The 17,457-nt window shown below is 61.5% G+C and carries 18 protein-coding genes and 1 pseudogene; 6 read left to right on the top strand and 13 right to left on the bottom strand.

Annotated features, from left to right (window positions below):
- A partial coding sequence (locus C5748_RS17800) for an ISAs1 family transposase (protein ID WP_146119557.1) occupies positions 1-339 on the top strand: 339 nt, incomplete at its 5' end.
- Between the two features lie 59 nt (positions 340-398).
- Here the strand turns inward: C5748_RS17800 and C5748_RS17795 are convergent.
- Entirely contained in the window at positions 399-638 is a 240-nt protein-coding gene (locus tag C5748_RS17795) for a hypothetical protein (RefSeq protein ID WP_105743267.1), read from the bottom strand.
- Positions 639-669: 31 nt separating this feature from the next.
- Positions 670-1,494 carry an AraC family transcriptional regulator gene (locus tag C5748_RS17790; RefSeq protein ID WP_105743266.1) on the bottom strand — a complete coding sequence of 275 codons (825 nt, stop codon included), beginning with the start codon at positions 1,492-1,494 and terminating at the stop codon, positions 670-672.
- A gap of 77 nt (positions 1,495-1,571) precedes the next feature.
- On the opposite strand from C5748_RS17790, the gene C5748_RS17785 reads away from it, so the two are divergent.
- From C5748_RS17785 to C5748_RS17775, 3 genes are read left to right on the top strand one after another with little or no spacing between them, the layout of a single operon-like run.
- On the top strand, positions 1,572-3,686 hold the full coding sequence (locus tag C5748_RS17785; RefSeq protein ID WP_105743265.1) for an FUSC family protein: 2,115 nt from the start codon (positions 1,572-1,574) through the stop codon (positions 3,684-3,686).
- A complete protein-coding gene (locus tag C5748_RS17780) occupies positions 3,683-3,898 on the top strand; it encodes a DUF1656 domain-containing protein (RefSeq protein WP_105743264.1) in 216 nt (71 codons plus the stop codon). Before C5748_RS17785 ends, C5748_RS17780 begins: the two co-directional genes overlap by 4 nt.
- A complete protein-coding gene (locus C5748_RS17775) occupies positions 3,895-4,773 on the top strand; it encodes an efflux RND transporter periplasmic adaptor subunit (RefSeq protein WP_105743263.1) in 879 nt (292 codons plus the stop codon). The genes C5748_RS17780 and C5748_RS17775 overlap by 4 nt, the downstream gene beginning before the upstream one ends.
- A 262-nt stretch (positions 4,774-5,035) precedes the next feature.
- Here C5748_RS17775 and zigA read toward each other — a convergent pair whose 3' ends face one another.
- From zigA to C5748_RS17745, 6 genes are all read right to left on the bottom strand, one after another.
- Positions 5,036-6,259 (bottom strand): zinc metallochaperone GTPase ZigA, encoded by a 1,224-nt coding sequence (gene zigA, locus C5748_RS17770; RefSeq protein WP_105743262.1) that lies wholly within the window; start codon positions 6,257-6,259, stop codon positions 5,036-5,038.
- Positions 6,260-6,338: 79 nt separating this feature from the next.
- The gene (aztD, locus tag C5748_RS17765; protein ID WP_105743261.1) at positions 6,339-8,132 is read right to left on the bottom strand and encodes a zinc metallochaperone AztD; all 1,794 of its coding nucleotides are present in this window, start codon (positions 8,130-8,132) and stop codon (positions 6,339-6,341) included.
- Positions 8,133-8,202: 70 nt separating this feature from the next.
- Positions 8,203-9,141: a zinc ABC transporter substrate-binding protein AztC gene (aztC, locus tag C5748_RS17760; RefSeq protein WP_105743288.1), complete on the bottom strand. Its 939-nt coding sequence runs from the start codon at positions 9,139-9,141 to the stop codon at positions 8,203-8,205.
- 23 nt (positions 9,142-9,164) lie between these two features.
- Positions 9,165-10,040: a zinc ABC transporter permease AztB gene (aztB, locus tag C5748_RS17755; RefSeq protein WP_105743260.1), complete on the bottom strand. Its 876-nt coding sequence runs from the start codon at positions 10,038-10,040 to the stop codon at positions 9,165-9,167.
- Complete coding sequence (gene aztA, locus C5748_RS17750; RefSeq protein WP_105743259.1) at positions 10,040-10,849, bottom strand: zinc ABC transporter ATP-binding protein AztA; 810 nt, start codon at positions 10,847-10,849, stop codon at positions 10,040-10,042. Before aztA ends, aztB begins: the two co-directional genes overlap by 1 nt.
- 227 nt (positions 10,850-11,076) lie before the next feature.
- Complete coding sequence (locus tag C5748_RS17745) at positions 11,077-11,439, bottom strand: winged helix-turn-helix transcriptional regulator (protein WP_199194826.1); 363 nt, start codon at positions 11,437-11,439, stop codon at positions 11,077-11,079.
- 138 nt (positions 11,440-11,577) lie between these two features.
- On the opposite strand from C5748_RS17745, the gene C5748_RS17740 reads away from it, so the two are divergent.
- Together C5748_RS17740 and C5748_RS17735 are read left to right on the top strand one after the other, a co-directional pair.
- Positions 11,578-12,189, top strand: coding sequence for an NAD(P)-dependent oxidoreductase (locus tag C5748_RS17740; protein WP_105743258.1), 612 nt, complete (start codon positions 11,578-11,580; stop codon positions 12,187-12,189).
- Between the two features lie 45 nt (positions 12,190-12,234).
- A complete protein-coding gene (locus tag C5748_RS17735) occupies positions 12,235-12,687 on the top strand; it encodes a nuclear transport factor 2 family protein (protein WP_342588371.1) in 453 nt (150 codons plus the stop codon).
- Positions 12,688-12,728: 41 nt separating this feature from the next.
- Here the strand turns inward: C5748_RS17735 and C5748_RS28960 are convergent.
- From C5748_RS28960 to C5748_RS17710, 5 genes and pseudogenes are all read right to left on the bottom strand, one after another.
- Positions 12,729-12,827 (bottom strand): annotated as a pseudogene (locus C5748_RS28960) (IS481 family transposase); the annotation flags it as partial.
- 49 nt (positions 12,828-12,876) lie between these two features.
- Positions 12,877-13,656, bottom strand: a complete 780-nt coding sequence (locus tag C5748_RS17725) for an ABC transporter ATP-binding protein (RefSeq protein WP_105743256.1) — start codon at positions 13,654-13,656, stop codon at positions 12,877-12,879.
- Positions 13,653-14,654 (bottom strand): FecCD family ABC transporter permease, encoded by a 1,002-nt coding sequence (locus C5748_RS17720; RefSeq protein WP_105743255.1) that lies wholly within the window; start codon positions 14,652-14,654, stop codon positions 13,653-13,655. The genes C5748_RS17725 and C5748_RS17720 overlap by 4 nt, the downstream gene beginning before the upstream one ends.
- Positions 14,651-15,508, bottom strand: coding sequence for an ABC transporter substrate-binding protein (locus C5748_RS17715; RefSeq protein ID WP_245581846.1), 858 nt, complete (start codon positions 15,506-15,508; stop codon positions 14,651-14,653). The genes C5748_RS17720 and C5748_RS17715 overlap by 4 nt, the downstream gene beginning before the upstream one ends.
- Before the next feature lie 19 nt (positions 15,509-15,527).
- Positions 15,528-17,435 carry a TonB-dependent receptor plug domain-containing protein gene (locus C5748_RS17710; RefSeq protein ID WP_105743254.1) on the bottom strand — a complete coding sequence of 636 codons (1,908 nt, stop codon included), beginning with the start codon at positions 17,433-17,435 and terminating at the stop codon, positions 15,528-15,530.
- Positions 17,436-17,457: the final 22 nt, after the last annotated feature.

Here is a 17,457-nt window from a genome sequence, read left to right as displayed (position 1 = left end):
GCAATGGTCGAGAGCCAAACCATACGGGGCGCAAAAACCTGCCTCGAACGGCGCTACTATCTGTCTTCCGCGACCCTCACCGCACAACAGTTCGCCCACGCCGTGCGCGCGCACTGGCATGTGGAGAACCGCCTTCACTGGGTCATGGATGTCGTCTTCCATGACGATCTCATGCGCCTGAGAACCCAGAACGGACCCGCCAACATGGCCACCGTCCGCCATATCAGCCTCAACCTCATTCGCTCCATCAACGACAAGGCCAGCCTCAAGGTCAGACGGAAAACGCTCGGATGGGACGACGATTATCTCGAAACCGCAATAACCGCAGCACACAAATGATTTTTCAAGCGATTCCCCTGATGGGCACATGGCTGTGTAGGGATGGAAGCCGGTTTGGCCTAAAGGATCGGCTTGCCCGCCTGTTCCATCGCCGTCAGAAAGACGGAGTAGGGGAGGACCAAAGACAATGGCGTCTTCGGGATTTCGAGCGCGCCATAGGATTTGTACGAAGCTGCAGCGCGCTCATCCTTGGCGTCGATGAGAAGCAACGTGCCGCTGACCTGCAAATCAGCAGAGAATATGCCGTAGCAGACCTTGCCGATCTGATTACGAACTGGTTGCGGACGCAGACTTCCCATCTGGGAGATCGGTCGAGAATACAAAAAGCCGTCACTCTTTAAGCGCGCGTTTCGGGACTGTGAGCAGCGTTGCCCTGCGTTGCGCGAAATACTGGGCGGGCGTGCTTCCGAGCGCCTTCTTGAACATCGTGATGAAGGCGTTGACCGAGTCGTAGCCCAGTTCGGCCGCTACGTTCTGCACCGTCGCACCGCTGGCCAGTTCCCGAAGAGCGACGATAAGGTGGAGTTGTTGCCGCCAGCGTCCGAACGTCAGACCCGTCTCCCGGATCAACAAGCGCGCAAGCGTCCTTTCGCTCATGGCCACGCGCGTCGCCCAGTCGCACAGAGTGCTGCGGTCTGAAGGTTCGCTCGTCAGGGCGTCAGCTATTGCGCGGATCTTCGGATTGCAGGAGATCGGCAGATTGAACCGTTCTCGCGGCATCTCGGCGAGTTCGTCCAGGACCACCCTCGCAAGCCGGGCGGCATGGCTATCGGCAAGATAGTCCGCTCGCTCGCGAGCCAGCCGATCCACCATCTCCCGGATCATCGGAGAGACCGAAAGCGTGCAGCAGTCCTCGGGCAGATTTGCGGCTCCTGGCTCCACGAACAGATAGTTGAGCCGCGCATTCGCTGTTGCACGGGCGCTATGCGGCACACCGCCCGGAATCCAGACCCCACAATTGGGCGGCACGATCCAGATCTCGTTGTCGGCGGTGCAGGTGACAGCGCCGTGCAAGGCGAGGATCAACTGACCCTTCCGATGCACGTGCAAAGGCACTTCGGCCTCATGCTCCACGAAGTCGAGCCGATGGGCAACGGCCGGCAGAGACGTGAGGTCGGGGTCGAAAACAGAAACGGCGAGGCGCTGCATGTGCATAAGTATGGCATAATTTAGGGAGGTTTTGTCAGAATACCGAATTTATTTGCTTTTGCAAATCGGTCACAACTGGCGGCATGAACACCGCGCACCCCGCAAACACCCTGTTGAACAAGGCCAGCGCCGCACTATTGCGGTCAGGCCCGAACCTCCTTCGTACGCCCGCCATGAAGGCGGACGCGGATGCGATCCTCTTTTCGGCGAAGAGCTTCGCGGCGGCGATGCTGGCCTATTACATTTCGCTGCAGATCGGGCTTCCCAAACCGTTCTGGGCCATCGTCACCGTCTATATCGTCTCGCAGACCTCGGCCGGCGCATCGCTCAGTCGTGGTGTCTATCGCTTCGCCGGGACGCTCATTGGCGCCGTCGCGACGGTGGCGATCGTTCCGAATTTCGTGAACGACCCGATTGTATGCAGCGTGGTCCTTGCCTGCTGGATCGGTCTGTGCCTGTTTTTCTCGCTGCTCGATCGCACGCCAAGAGCCTATGCTTTCGTCCTGGCCGGCTACACCGCGAGCCTAATCGGTTTTCCCAGCGTGCTTGATCCAGGTGCGGTGTTCGAGACGGCATCGGTGCGGGTTCAGGAGATTTCGATCGGGATTCTTTGCGCCGTCCTGGTGCATCGCTACGTCCTGCCGAAGCGCATGACCGGCCAGTTCATCGGCAAGCTGTCGGCAACGCTGCGGGACGCCCGTCGGCTGGCAGGTGACGCACTGAACGGAACACCGGGAGAGAACCGTCGCGACCGCAACCAGCTCGCAGGAGATCTCCTTGCCCTGCAGGGGCTCGGCGTCCACCTGCCGTATGACGCGGCCTCCGTAACGCCGGACGCCAAGAAGCTGCAACTGGTCCATGACCGGCTCGCCCGACTGCTTCCGCTGGCGACGGAGATCGAGGACCGGATACACTCCCTCGGCGCCGGGGACGACAACGCGCCCGATGAACTGATCGCATTGCTCGGTGAAGTCGAGACCTGGATCGCAACCGTCGAGACGGACGAACGGGAGGGCGCCGCAGTCCATCTGATCGCCCGCGCGCGATCGATCCAGAAACGTCCCGGCGTTGATGCCGCGACGTCCGGCGACAGACTCGCCGCCAATCTCGCCGGCCATCTGGCAGAAATGATCGGCTTGCTTCAGGACTGCGACAGGCTTGAAAGGAACATCGCGACCGCCAGGCGATCCCATGTCGCGGCATCGCTTCATGGGCCGCAGCGGGCGACGGGCTATGTCTATCACCGCGATCCCTGGATGGCGGGCCGCGCTACGCTGGGCGCCATCGTCGGCATCCTCATCGGCTGCGCCTTCTGGATCTGGTCGGGCTGGCCGGAGGGTGGAATGGCGGTTTCCATCTTCGGCGTATGCTGCACCCTGTTTGGCAATGTCGACGCGCCGGCGCCTAACGTCATCAAATATATTGTCGGCTCGATCTATGGGGTGGTGATCAGCCTTGTCTATAGCTTCGTCATCCTGCCGCAGGTCACGGACTTCGGCGTCCTTGTGGCGGCGCTCGCGCCGGCGTTCCTGTGGGCCGGTTCCCTGCAAGCGCGTCTCCCGACGACGTTCATGGCGCTCGGCATCACCCTCACCATTCCGATCCTGACAGGGTTGGGCACCACCTACGCCGGCGACTTCGCCGCATCCTTGAATACCGTCATCGCGCTCTTTGCGGCAGTCGGGTTCGGGGTGGTGAGCATGGGCCTGCTCCAGACCGTACCGGTCGATGTGGCGATCAACCGGCTGCTTCGCTTAAGTCGTCGGGACGTCAGCCGACGAGCGCTTGGTGGAGCGCCCAATGAAGCGCACTGGACGAGCCTCATGGTCGATCGGACTGCGCTGTTGCTGCCAAGGCTGCGGGTGTCAAGGAACCGCTATTCTGACGTCCTGGACGATACGCTGCACCATCTTCGCATCGGTCACGCTGTTGGTCAGCTCCGCAGGACGATCCCGCAGGTCAAGGGCGAGGTTGGCGACAAGCTGAGCGAACTTCTTTCCCTGATCGCCGCCCGCTTTGGCGCCGGAGGCCTGACGGGGCCTGTCGATCACAGCGACCTTGATCAGCGCATCCAAACGTTGACGGCGATGATCGCCGGCAGCTCGATCAAGGGCTGCTCGCGGATGGTCGATCTGCTCATCGACCTTCGGTTCGCGCTCGGTCCCGGAGACACGGCGAAAGGGGAGTGTAGCTCATGATCCTTGATCTCAGTATCGGGGGCGTCCTCATCCCTGGTCTGCTGGTGTTCGCGTTGATCGCGCTCGTGGCGACCATGGTGGTGATCCGCTTCCTCGCCGCTACCGGCGTCACCCGCCTGTTCGCTTATCGGCCGCTCGTCGAGCTCGCCACCTTCGTCATCATTTACGGTCTGCTGGTGCAGCACCTGCCATCGATCGGACTCTTGCCTTGAAGCCTGTTTTATCCCTGCTCAGCCGCTACGCTCTGACCCTTTGCCTCGCCGCCGTTTCCGCTTTTATCGCACTGGAGGCGTGGAGCCGCTACGAGCGGACGCCCTGGACCCGCGACGGGCGGGTGAGCGTGGATGTCGTGCAGATCGCACCGGAAGTCTCCGGCACTGTCAGCGCCGTGCCGGTGGTCGATAATCAGTATGTGCGTCGGGGCGACATTCTCTATGTGATCGACCCCGAGCGGCTCCGGCTCGCAGTGGCGTTGGCAGAGGCCGACGTCGAAGCCAAGCGTCAGGATATGCTCGTTCGTCAAGCGACGGCGCGGCGTCACAGCCAGCTCCGGGAGGTCGTATCCCAGGAAGCCGTCCAGCAATCGGGTGGAGCAGCAGCGGTGGCCGGTGCCGCCTATCAGGCAGCGGTGGCGACTCTCGATCTCGCCAAACTCGATCTTGCCCGCTCGGCTATACGCTCGCCTGTTGATGGCTATGTCACCAATCTGAGGCTCCGGCCCGGAGACTATGCGACGGCCGGCGTGACGAGGGTCGCGGTTCTCGACGCGGCCAGCTTCTGGATCACCGGCTATTTCGAAGAGACGAAGATCCAGCAAATCAGCATCGGCAGCCCGGCGCAGATCATCCTGATGGGCTTTGATCAGCCCGTGTCGGGTCACGTCGAAAGCATCGGTCGCGGTATCGAGAACAGCAACGACGCGCCCGGTCATCTCGGCCTGCCAAATGTGGCAGCGACATTTTCCTGGGTGCGTCTTGCCCAGCGTATCCCGGTCCGCATCCATATCGATCATGTCCCATCGGGCGTCGAACTGGCGGCAGGCATGACAGCGACCGTCGAGATCACGCCCGCGAGCGCATCCTACTGAAATGGTGATGGTGTCGTGCAATCAGTCGCTTTATCGTCGTTTGGCATAAGATCGCGTGGCTGCTCCGGCGTCGGTTGAAGTTTATTTGTATGGAAGCCATTTTACTCGCCCTTGACAAAAATCGGTGACCGGCCAATTGGCGGCGCGCGGCGGAGCGTGGTCAAACACAGAGAACCGCGCCGTGCTCAAATGGCAACCGGCGTGCAGAAGCTTGTCATCGGCTGCTTGGAGGATAGGGTGGATCCGGCCCAGGCGGGTCTCATTAAGCTACGGGCCTTTCCCAACTTGGGAATGGATCGGGCAGATCCCGCCAGCGGCCAGGCGTAAAGTCCTTTTCCTTGACGAGACATTCATCGAGTTCGGCGCGCAGTCTCGTCTCGTCCATCGGATCGCAGCCGATGAAGACGATCTCCTGCCTCCGATCACCCCACACCGGATCGAGATAGGGTTTCATCGCCGCTCGCCACTCGGGATGATCGGGCCATTGGTGCTTGGGCACGGAAGCCCACCACAAACCGCGCTTGCCAGTGCGGATCAGAGCGCCGGCCTGGCTGATCTCGCCAACATAATGCGGGCGTGTCGCAAGCCAGAAGAAGCCTTTCGCGCGCACGACGCCCGGCCAGGAGCGATTGATGAAGTCCTTCAGCTTGATGGGATCGAACGGCCGACGCTCGCGATAGACGAAGGAGCGGATGCCATATTCTTCCGTTTCGGGGATATGATCCCTGAAACCGTTCAGTTCCTTGAACCAGAGCGGATGCCGCTCGGCTTTCTCGAAATCGAAGCGACCGGTATCGAGCAATTTGTCGAGCGACACTTTGCCGAAATCCGTCTCGACCAGTTCTGCATCGGGATTGAGCGATCGAATGATCTTGCGAGCGAGGTCGAGATCGGCGGGCGGCGTATCCGATACCTTGTTCAGCACGATCACGTCGGCGAACTCGATCTGCTCGACCAGCAGGTCGACCAGAGCCCGGTCGTCGGCGTCACCTGCGACCTCACCTCGGTCGCGCAAGAAATCCTGCGAGGAATAGTCTTTCAGCAGATTGGCCGCATCGACCACGGTGACCATCGTGTCAAGGCGCGCCACATCCGACAGACTCTCCCCGTTTTCGTCACGGAAATCGAAGGTGGTGGCGACCGGCAGGGGTTCGGCAATGCCCGTGCCCTCGATCAGCAGATAGTCGAAACGGCCCTCCTGCGACAGCTGCCGGACTTCTTTCAAGAGATCGTCGCGCAGGGTGCAGCAGATGCAGCCATTGGTCATTTCGACCAGTTGTTCTTCGGTGCGTGACAGGTTCGCACCGCCGTCACGCACGAGCGCGGCGTCTATGTTCACCTCGCTCATGTCATTGACGATGACGGCGACACGCCGACCTTCACGATTGTTGAGCACATGATTGAGAAGCGTGGTCTTGCCGGCGCCGAGAAAACCCGAGAGGACCGTGACAGGAAGGCGATTTGAGGATTTGGCTGTGTCGAGCATGGCGGCCTCTGGCAGTGTTAAGGGACGAGAGGTGCGCCCGGCCTTGAAGGCCGGGCACGTGCGAAGAGAAGCGCTGCGGTCAGTGCGCTATCATCTCTTCGACGATCTCCTTCGCGCTCAGGGACGAGGGATAGTAAGTCGGCCAGTTCGTCACTTCCTTGAGCAAAGCCGCACGATCGTTGCCCCAGTAGAGGTGATAATGATCAGCTTTTCCCGGTGCGATCTTGTGATCGCTGAACTGGAAGTACTCTGGCGCGTCCGCATCACCTTCTACTTTCTTGAAGATGAAGCGAACGCCCCGGTTGCCCTTTTCGTAGGTCAGGATCTCATGGCCGTCGCTGGCATAACGGGCCTTCAGTGGCTTTCCGTCCTTGAAGAAGGTCGCGATGTCGCCGTCGATCGTGATACGCTCGACATCAGTTTTGTATCCGACCGCGTAATAGGCTTTGTACTCGTCGGCGCTCTGCTTGCCGTCTTCCGCCTTGTGCGCCATCACAGGATCGAGCGTGCCATCCTGAAGGAAGGGATAAACGGACTGCCAGTCCCCCGCCCAATCTGACAGGGCACGATCCTTGACCTGGGCGTCCTCGAAGTAGCCCTTGTAGATCTGGTCATCACCGTGATTGTGAGCATGAGCATGGTCGTGACCTTGCCCGCCCTCATGTTCGTGGGCCTTCCCAGTGCCGCCGACGGCGACGATGTTGAACGGCTTGCCTTCAATGGCGATCTCACCGCTCTCCTTGAAGCTTTCCGCATTGATCAGGTGCAGCTTGCCGTTGAGTGGATCCGTCACGACGACGTTGTCGCCGGCGACTGCAACGCGCGGACGCGGATCGCTCCAGTGGCCGTCCATCGAATAGGGATCGGTCACCTTGAGCGACTGCGCGATCTTGCCCGCGAGCACATCGACCTTGTGGAGCTGGCCGTCCTCGGTAATTACATAGGCAAACTTTGCCCGGATCGGATCGACCGCGAAGTGAACGCGCCGCGTCGGAAGTTGGACCAGCTGGAAGCCATTCTCGCCTTCAGAGGGATCAACCACGACGATGCGGTCGGCGCCGTAGTTGCCGATGAAATATTGTAGCCCCTTGCCGCCGATCAGGGTAGAGGAGCTACCTTCGGGAAGGGACGACGCGTAGGGCAAGTGCTCGATGGTCGGCACACCGCCATCCTGCTTGATCAGAAGCAGGCCGGTGTCGCAGGCGAGCGCATAGATGCTGCCCGAACCTGCCGAGCCGTGCAGACCGGGACATGCCACGTCCTCGCCGACCTTGTTGCCGTTAAAATCAACCACGCGCGCCCCGATCGGCCGCTTGGAGGCGTCTTCGGGGTTCGGAATCGTGACAACGGCATGGTTCTGATAGGGAACTGCGACACCGTGATGGGGAGCAACGACATTCGCCTTGCGGACATCGATCTTCTCACCGAGAATCGATTTCTCCGAGAAGACCCGAACCTCGTCCTCGCCGTCGAACCACTGGGCGATATTGCCCTGAAGCTCGACGAAATGCGCCGGCTTCTTGCCGTCGATGTGGACATGCAGCAGTTCCGCGTCATCAACGTCGATGTCGCCATGATCGCCATGGTCATGGAATGCGATGCCGCTCTTGATCGCATGAACCTCACCCGCAGCCCCCTGCACGGCGAACACGGTCTCGCCGCTCGAGGAACGGTGAAGCGTAGCCAGTCCTTCGATCTTGAAGGTGTCGAGCAGGTCGCCGTCCAGCGCGTCGATCACCTTCACCACCGGCTCGGCATGATCGGACACGAACAGCCGCCATGCGGTGACGTCATCCTCGTCTGCAAATGCGGACGTTCCTCCAAGCGTGGCCGCAAGAGCCAGCGCGGAAACCCCGAGGGTCAATCGTCTCATTCTTCTCTCCTTTAGATATGATATTACGTTACATTCGGGAGCCACGGTCGGCCCTGCATTTTGGGAAACCTCAGCCGCCGTTGATTGCCTTGCCGAGCGTGTTGACGTTGTGGCGCATCAGGTCGACATAGGTGGGTGAAGGACCGTCCACCGGCGACAGCGCGTCAGAGTAGAGTGTGCCACCCAGCGTCAGGCCGGCTTCCGAGGCGATCTGCTCCACGAGGCGCGCATCGGCGATGTTCTCCGCGAAGACTGCGGACGCGCGCTTCTCCCGGATTTCGCGGATGAGAGATGCCACGTCCGCCGCCGATGCCTCGGATTCCGTTGACACACCCTGAGGCGAGAGGAAGGTCACGCCGTAGTCACGCTCGAAGTAGCGGAAGGCATTGTGGGCGACGACGGCGACGCGCCGCTCGGCGGGGATGGCATCGATCGCTTGCTTCACCTCGATGTCAAGGTCGGTTAGCTCTCCGATATAGGTTGCGGCATTGGCCTCATAGGTCGGGCAGCCCACTTTATCGGCCTCGCAAAAGGCGCGCGCAATATTCTGGACGTAGACCTTTGCATTGGCGACCGACTGCCAGGCGTGAGGATCGTTCGGCGCCGCGTGAAAGATCGCTTCACCGTTGACATAGTGATAGTGGCCACCGTTCGGGTCATGCAGAATATCGGCGCCGTCGGTCAGGATGGCAATCGTGGCGGAGGTCCCACTCGCCTCGACAAGGCGCTGCAGGAAACCCTCGAACAGCAGACCGTTGACCAGCACGACATCAGCCCGAGCAAGCGCGATGGCATCGGCGGGCTTCGGTTCGTAGACATGGGCGTCACTGTCGGGTCCGACGAGCGTCCTGAGTTCGATCCTGTCTCCGCCGACCTGTTTCGCGAAATCGCCGATGATCGAAAAGCTTGCGACCACGGAGAGCTTGTCTGTTTCGGCCTGCGCCGGCAGCACAAACCCAGCAAATGCTATAGCAATCAGGCTGGCGGCAAGTCTGTTCAGTTTTGTCATCGTCATTCCGATCGTTTGAGGTTTCAGGCGGTGCGGTGCGCGGCGCGTGGCCGTCGTGCCAGCAAAATGCCCCGGGGGCTTGCGATCACCGACACGAAATAGGCCACGCCCGCCGAAAGGATGATCGCCGGGCCGGAAGGCAGTGAGGCATGGTATGAAAGGAGCAGGCCGCAGACTGACGACAGCATCCCGAGCGCGATCGCCAGCAGGCACATGATCTCGACCCTCTGGCTCCAGAAGCGGGCTGCGGCGGCTGGCAGGATCATCAGCCCGACCGAAAGCAGGGTTCCAAGAGCCTGGAAGCCGGCCACCAGGTTGACGACCACCAGTCCAAGAAAGATGAAATGCACAGGCGAGCCGAGCCGCGACACCGAGCGCAGGAAGAGAGGATCAAGGCATTCGGCGACGAGCGCACGCCAGAAGATGCCGAGTGTGCCGAGCGTGAGCGCCGCGACCAGGCCGATCAGCGTCAGCGCGTCGTTGTTGAGCGCGAGCACGGTTCCGAACAAGACATGCATCAGATCGACGCTTGAGCCGCGCAGCGACACCATCAGCACGCCGAGCGACAGCGAGATCAGGTAGAAGGCGGCCATGGACGCGTCTTCCTTCTGGATCGTCAGCCGCGCCACCGCGCCGGCGCCGAGCGCCACCACGATGCCGGCGATCAGCCCGCCGATGGTCATCGGCACGATCTGCAGGCCATAGAGCAGGAAACCGGCGGCGGCGCCCGGCAGGATCGCGTGCGCCATGGCGTCCCCTGTCAGGCTCATCCGCCTCAGCATCAGGAACGCCCCAACCGGGCAGGCGCTGACCGACAGCATCAGAGCGCCGGCCAGCGCCCGCTGCATGAAGGCGAACTCGACAAATGGCGCTATCACGTAGTCAAAGAGTGCAAGCATCAGGCCACGCCCCTGCGATCTGCGTGATCCACATGGTCATGGCTGTTCACATGAGCCGGATCATCATGGTTGCGGGCCTCTTCGGGTACACACCATGGCGCATTCTCGTCCCATGCTTCGTGGAACTGCCGCGCACGCAGGAGATTGTCTGGTGCAAGCGTCTTGCGGGCTTCACCCCATGCCACCGGCTGTCGGGCGAGAAGCAACGCCTCCGGGAAATGTTGGCGGACCAGGTCGAGGTCGTGCACCACGACCATGATCGTCCGCTTCTCGCCATACCAGTGCTTGATGAGGTCGATCAGATCGGTGACCGTCCTTGCGTCAATGGCGTTAAACGGTTCGTCGAGCAGGATGAGATCGGCGTCCTGCACCAGCACGCGCGCGAACAAGGCACGCTGCAACTGCCCGCCCGAAAGTGTGTCGATAGGGCGCTTCTCGAAACCTTCCATCCCGACTGCCGATAGTGCTTGCGAGACCGCTTCACGGTCTTCCGAGCGATGGCGACCAAGCAAGCCACGCCGTGGCCATAGGCCGAGCGAGATCAGATCGACGACGCGTGCCGGAAAGGAACGATCCAGTTCCGATTGCTGGGGGAGATAGGCGAGTTTCACGCCTGGCGCGATTGTGCAGGCCCCGGCCATCGGCTTCAGGACGCCGACGATGCCCTTCAGCAGTGTCGACTTGCCCGACCCGTTGGCCCCGACCACCGCCGTCAGAGATCCCTTGCGCACCACACCGTTCAGATGATGCACCGCCGGGTGGCTGTCGTAGCCCAGCGTCAGGTTCTCAAGATTCACGCATGCAGACATTCGATCCAACCCTCGGGGAGCCGCCCGGCTTTCACTGTTGACGGCGGGGTACGTTATGTTATTACATCAGTCAATAGAAAATGTTATATTGTAACGCTGTAGATGATTCCGCTACCACCTCTGGAGAAACTACGAACCGGCGACTCGGCCGGAATCGTCAACTCGTGCGCGAGGCTTTCGCTATTGCGCCGAGCTTGCGTAAGTATCCCCGGGTGGAGGTCTATGCGCTATTGCGCGTTGCCATAGCGGTCTCGCGACTCCACTATCGCCCGGTGGTTGCTGTCCGCCCAGCTAACCAGTGTGCGCATCGGCTGCAGAAACGATCGTCCGAGCGTCGTAAGCTCGTACTCCACGCGCGGCGGGACCTCGGGATGAAGCGTGCGTTTGACGAACCCGTCCTGTTCCAGCCTTTTCAATGTCTTGGACAGCATCTGCTTGGAAATATCTCCGATGGCACGCATCAGTTCGTTGAACCGTAAAGTGCCGCTTTCCAGCGCTTCCAGAACCAGCAGGCTCCACTGGTCACCAATGCGATCGAGCACGTCCCTGATCGGGCACGGCTGTTCAAACACGAACTCCTGTTCCTTCATCTCTTTCTCCGTGGCGTGATCGCGCAAGCCATTCGTTTGCGACATGGTCACTGCGCGGTGACTTCTTGCGACCATGACCGCTTGCTGCTTAAGTATGAACCGTAGACCATGTCTTATTTCCATACCAAGGAGAAACAAATGTCAAAACTTGCTCTCATCGGCGCATCTGGCAACGCAGGGTCCCGCATCCTCAAGGAGTTGTCAGGTCGCGGCCATCAGGTAACCGGCATTGCCCGCAATCCGGAAAATATTGCGAAGCTTCCCGGCGTCACCGCCGTGAAGGGCGACGTCTTCGACAAGCAAGGATTGGCCGCAATCCTTCGCGGGCATGATGCCGTGGTCAGTTCCGTTCATTTCACGGCCAGTGACGCGAACACTCTTATCAGCGCCGTGCGGGCGTCGGGCGTGAAGCGCTATGTCGTGGTCGGTGGAGCCGGCAGCCTTGAGGTCGCGCCGGGCAGGCTCGTTATCGACCAGCCGGATTTCCCCGATGCTTACAAGCCGGAAGCCAGCAAGGGCGCCGAATTCCTCGCTATGCTGAAGACGGTCGACGATCTCGAATGGACGTTCCTGTCGCCATCGGCCGAGTTCATATCAGGAGCGCGCACGGGCAAGTTCCGCCTTGGCAAGGATACGCTGCTCACCAACGAAGGTGGTTCCAGCATTTCCTTCGAGGACTATGCCATCGCGTTAGCGGACGAGATCGAAAAACCCCAGCATGTGCGCGCTCGCTTCACCGTCGGCTACTGAGCCATCCAGAAAATGAAAGCGAATACCATGTCTCTTCTTAAAACCATGATTGTCGCAGGCTCGATGTTTGCGGCCATGCTTCCCGGCGCCGCCCTGGCTCAAAATGCCACGCGCGACGTGGCCAAAGAGGAAGCAAACCGCACCCTCGTCGTCGAGTTCTACGATCGGTTCTTCAACCAGCATGAAACGGAACAAGCCGCCGAAGCCATTGCCGACGACTACATCCAGCACAACCCCGAAGTTCGGGATGGAAAGGAGCCGTTTGTTTCCTACTTCACCGGCTTTTTCGCTGAAAACCCCGGCTCCAGGGCACGCGTCGTGCGCAGTTCCACGGATGGTGATCTCGTTTGGCTGCATGTTCATTCAAGGAATAGCGAGGACGACCTTGGTCAGGCCGTTGTCGACATCTTCCGCGTCGAAGACGGCAGAATTGTCGAGCATTGGGACGTGATCCAGAACGTGCCCGCAGAAGCGGCGAACGAGAATACCATGTTCTGACACGATGAACCTGGCCGTGCCTACTTGCTTCAAGGATGCACATATCTCTGGCTCAGCTCTGCGGCCGAAGCTTGCGATCGCTGTATTGCAGTTCGAACTGCGTGCGTGGTCGTGGCGCTGCCGTGACGTATTTGGCCCATAGTGCCTCCTTTCATTCGGCGGAAAAGATCCCACCATCAAACGCTGGGATCAAACAGCTAGGACAAGGTCGAGCGGCTGCACGATCGGTCGCCCGGCGGCTTCGCCGAGATAGGTTTCGATCTCGTAGACCGATCGCAGTCGATCTGCCGTCAGCACGGCGCGCGGCGGCCCGTCGGCGACGATGACACCCCTGTCGATCAGGATCAGCCGCGAGCACCAACGCGCGGCAAGGCCGAGATCGTGCATCGAGGCGACGACGGCGTGTCCCTCGCCAGCCAGAGCGGAAAAGGTTTTCATCAGGGTTATCTGATGCGACGGATCGAGCCCGGCGGCCGGCTCGTCGGCCAGAAGCAGCGGCGCGTCCTGCGCCAGCGCGCGGGCGATCAGCACCCTTGCTTTCTCGCCGCCGGAAAGCTCCGTTGCAGGACGATCGCGAAAGCCGTGGATTTCCATGCGCCGCATGGCGCGCTCGACGATCTGCCTGTCTGCATGGTCAGGCGCGGCAAAGGCCGGTCGATACGTGAGCCGGCCCAACGCCACCACCGTCTCGACCGATACCGGCCAGGCGATGTCGCGCTCCTGCGGCAGATAGGCGATATGGCGCGCTCGCTCTTTTGCGCCCATCGTCGATGCATCGCGCCCGTCGATAGCCACGCTTCCCTGATGCGGAACGAACCCGAGGACGGTCCGCAGCAGCGTCGATTTGCCGGCGCCGTTCGGCCCGATCAAGCCGACGAATTCACCTGCGGCGATGTTGAAGGATAGCCCCTTGAGCACGGGCTTGCCGCCCAGCGAGGCATGCAGATTCTTTACCGAAAGCAGGCTCACAGCATCTGTCTCCGCGTCTTGTAGACCAGCCAAAGAAAGAACGGCGCGCCGACGATCGCAGTCAGCACGCCAAGCTTGAGGTCGCGCTCCGGCGCGATGACGCGCACCAGCGTATCGGCCGCCAGAAGCACGCAGGCGCCGCCGAGCGCACTGGCCGGCAGCAGCCGCGACGGTCGCGAGCCGACCAGCGGCCGCAGCATATGCGGCACCACCAGTCCGACAAAGCCGATGACGCCGGCTACCGCTGTCGCGGCCCCAACGCTAGCCGCGGTGCCGAACACGGCCAGGAACTGCACCCGGCGCATATCGACGCCCATGCTGGCTGCGGCATCGCCGCCCAGCGTCAGCGCATCGAGAGAACGGCCAAGGCTGGCCAGCATCGCCCAGCCCACCAGCATGAAGGGCGCGGCCAGCCACACATGCGTCATCGAGCGGTCGGTCAGCGAGCCCAGCATCCAGAACATGATTTCCAGTGCCGCGAACGGGTTGGGCGACAGGTTGAGCGCCAGCGCGGTCATCGCGCTGGCGAGGCTCGACACGGCGATGCCGGCAAGGATGACGGTGAGCGCGCCGCCGCGCAGCCCGGCCATCGCCTGCACCACCAGCACGGCGGCGACGGCGCCTGCCAAGGCAACCAGCGGCAGCCCGAGCGGAAACAGCGCCGAAAAGCCGGTGTAGATCGCAATCACCGCGCCCAGCGAGGCCGATGCGCTGACGCCGAGCAGTGCTGGTTCGGCCAGCGGATTGCGCAGCCAGCCCTGCAGCGCCGCGCCCGACAGGCCGAGCGTCGCACCAACCATCAGGCCGAGGATCGCGCGCGGCAGGCGGATTTCCTGCATGATCAGGGCCACGGCGCCGCCCTTAGCGGAAAACAGCGCCCGCATGCTGTCGCCGAAGGCCACCGCCGCTGGCCCGACCATCAGCGACAGAAAGAACAGGGCAAGGGTGAGCACGCCAAGCAGGGCAAGCACCAGCCGGAAGCGCAGGCCACCGATCATCGTCCTTCTCCGTCCTGCCCGAGGACGGCGCGCTGCAACATGCGCGACGCTTCCAGCGTAAACGGCGCTCCGCAGATCGTGTATTTATCGGGAATTGGCACGATGCGGCTCGAAAGCGCCTTGAAGGCGGGATGGACAAAGTTCTCCTTGGCTAGCGCCGGCGCGCTGTACTGGCTGTCGCCCTCGATGATGATGTCAGGGTGGGCCGCCACGAGAAGTTCCAGCGGCAGCCTCGTCATGCCCTTGAAACCGAGTGTCTCGCCGACATTGGTGAGCCCCGCTGCCTTGACGATCGCGTCGGCCAGCGTGCCGGAGCCGGACGTATAGCTGTTGGCATAGTAGAAGGCTGCGTTCCTGGCCGGCATTTTGTGCGCGGTAAGGTCGGACAGGCCCTGGTCCAGTTCAGCGACCAATTCGGCGGCGCGTTGCTCCCGGTGAAGCAGGCTACCCATGCGGATCAGGCTTATCCGCACGTCGTCGAAGGTCGTCGCCGGCTTGAACTGCTCGACCCGGAAACCGAGTTCCTTGAGAAGGCTCACCGTCGCTTTGGCCGTATAGGCGCCGGCCAGCACAAGGTCGGGCTGCATGAGCAGGATTTCTTCCGCCTGGCCGTGGTTGAGCCGGTAATGGGCGGCTTCGTCCGCCATCATGGACGTGCCTTTCTCGGTGGCGAGAAAGGACACGGATCGGAGCTGGCCGGGCGTCGCCATCAGCATCGCCATCTGGTCTGTGCACAGATTGATCGACACCACCCGCTGCGGTGGCGAGTCGGCGGCGCCGGCGGGGGCCATGGCAAGCATGACCGCCGCAAAGACAGTACCGAGAAGGCGACACTGCGACAGGGCAGCACTCATGACGGCGCGGGCTCCATGTCTAGAACGACCGGGTAAAGCTCAAATCGACGGTCCGCCCCGGAGCCCGATAGCCTTCCTTGGTCTGGTACTGCTCGTCGAAGGCATTCGCCACCGAAAATTTGAACTGCGACTGCTCGTCGAGTGCGTAGAGCGCGGTAAAATCCGCCGTGACATAGTCCGGCAGTTTGGTTGTATTGGCGGCGTCCGCATAGCGCGCCTTGCCGTAGATGACGGCGGCCGAAAGGGCGAGCTTCGCTGTCGGCTTGTAGGTCAGCCCGGCGGTGGCGTTGAAGCGGTCGCCATAGGGAACATATTTGCCATGCACACCAGGGCTCTTATTCAGCGGTTCGCGGATATCGATGCCCAGCCGACCGCTCCATTCGTCGTTGAACGTGTGCGCCAGGGTCGCCTCGAAGCCGGTTATCTGCACCTGGTCGATGTTGGCAGGGCTCCATATGAAGCTGCCGGGCGCGCTCGGCGCCCAGTTGATCTGATTGCTCACCCGGGTCTGGTAAAGCGCCATGTCCAGGCTGGTTTGCGCCGTCGCCTGCCAGGTCAGCCCCACTTCATAGGAGCGTGACTTTTCCGGCTTCAGGTCAGGGTTGCCCGGCGTAAAGGGGTCTGGATAATAAAGGTCGTTGAAGGTCGGCGCCCGGAACCCGGTGGCGTAGGATGCGCGCGCGACCAGCCCGTCCATCAGTTCGTAGCTTGCGCCGATATTGTAGGTGGTGGCGCCGCCGAACTGTTCGTCGTGATCGTAGCGTAGGCCGCTATCGATGGTGAGCGCCTCATATTCCAGCGAGTACTGGCCGAAGATGGCCGTCATGTCGCGCTTCGATTTTCCATAATCGACATTCGAGACCGAACTGCCGTCGATAGATTCGCGATACGCCTCGACGCCGCCGAGGATCGTGTTCTTCGTTTCGTTGACTTCGAACGTCTTTTGCGTCGAGGCAAGGACGCCGTAGCGCTGCGTGTCGAAATCGTCGCCCTTGCTGCCTGGCCCGAAATTGGAGGCATGATCGAGCGCGCTCATCACTTCGACGGTGGACGACCAGGTGTCGGAATGATCGAGGCGCGCGCCGAGGCGGCCTGAAAAATTGTTCGTGTCGGCCTCGTTGTTGGGTTGGCGATCATACTGGTTGCGGCCGCGCGCATAAAGTCCGTCAGCGTATACGCGTCCCCAGTCGAGATCCTTGGACAGCGAGAAATTGGCCGAACCCTGCCGGAACCCGTCCTTATCGGACTCATGTCCATAGGTCGTCGGCAAGGTGAAGTCGTAGCCTTCCGTCCCTAGCACCTGGGCGCCAAAGGAATAGTTCACGCCGCTCGCGCTTTGGCCCTGCACATTGCCTGAGAGATATCCGCCCCAAGGATGCAGGACGCCCACCGTGACTGTGCCGCAGCTATTGCGTCCATCGGCGCAGATGCCGCCCTGCTTGGTAATGATGTTGATGATGCCGCCGATGGCGTCGGCGCCATATTGCGCGGAATGGCCGCCTTTGGCGATTTCGATGCGCTCGATCGAAGCGATCGGGATAGCGGATAGATTGACCGTCCCTGCCGTCGCCGAGCCGGCGCGCACGCCGTTAACAAGCACCAGCGTTTGCGCCGCAGTCGTGCCGCGCAGCGAGACGCTGGAATCGGCGCCCATGCCGCCGTTCGAGGTGACGGTGACGCCGGGATAGTTCTTGAGCAAAGACGCCAGGTCGGGCGCGGCCGACTGCTTGATATCTTCTTCGCTCACCACGGTCACCGACGACGTGGAGCGTTCCAGCGACGATTCCCGGCGCAGGGGCGTGGTGATGAGGATGAGATCGAGCATTATCGCGCCTTGATCATCCGTCCCCGTTTCCTGCGCACCGGCTTGGCTTGTCAGCGCCAGCGTCAGTGCGCCGGCTAATTTTATTATCGTCTTCACGTCCATCCCCCGGAACATTGCGGGCAAA

Source organism: Phyllobacterium phragmitis (assembly GCF_002980495.1).
In the GTDB taxonomy this organism is placed as follows: domain Bacteria; phylum Pseudomonadota; class Alphaproteobacteria; order Rhizobiales; family Rhizobiaceae; genus Paramesorhizobium; species Paramesorhizobium phragmitis.
This window is presented reverse-complemented; position numbering and strand designations above follow the sequence as displayed.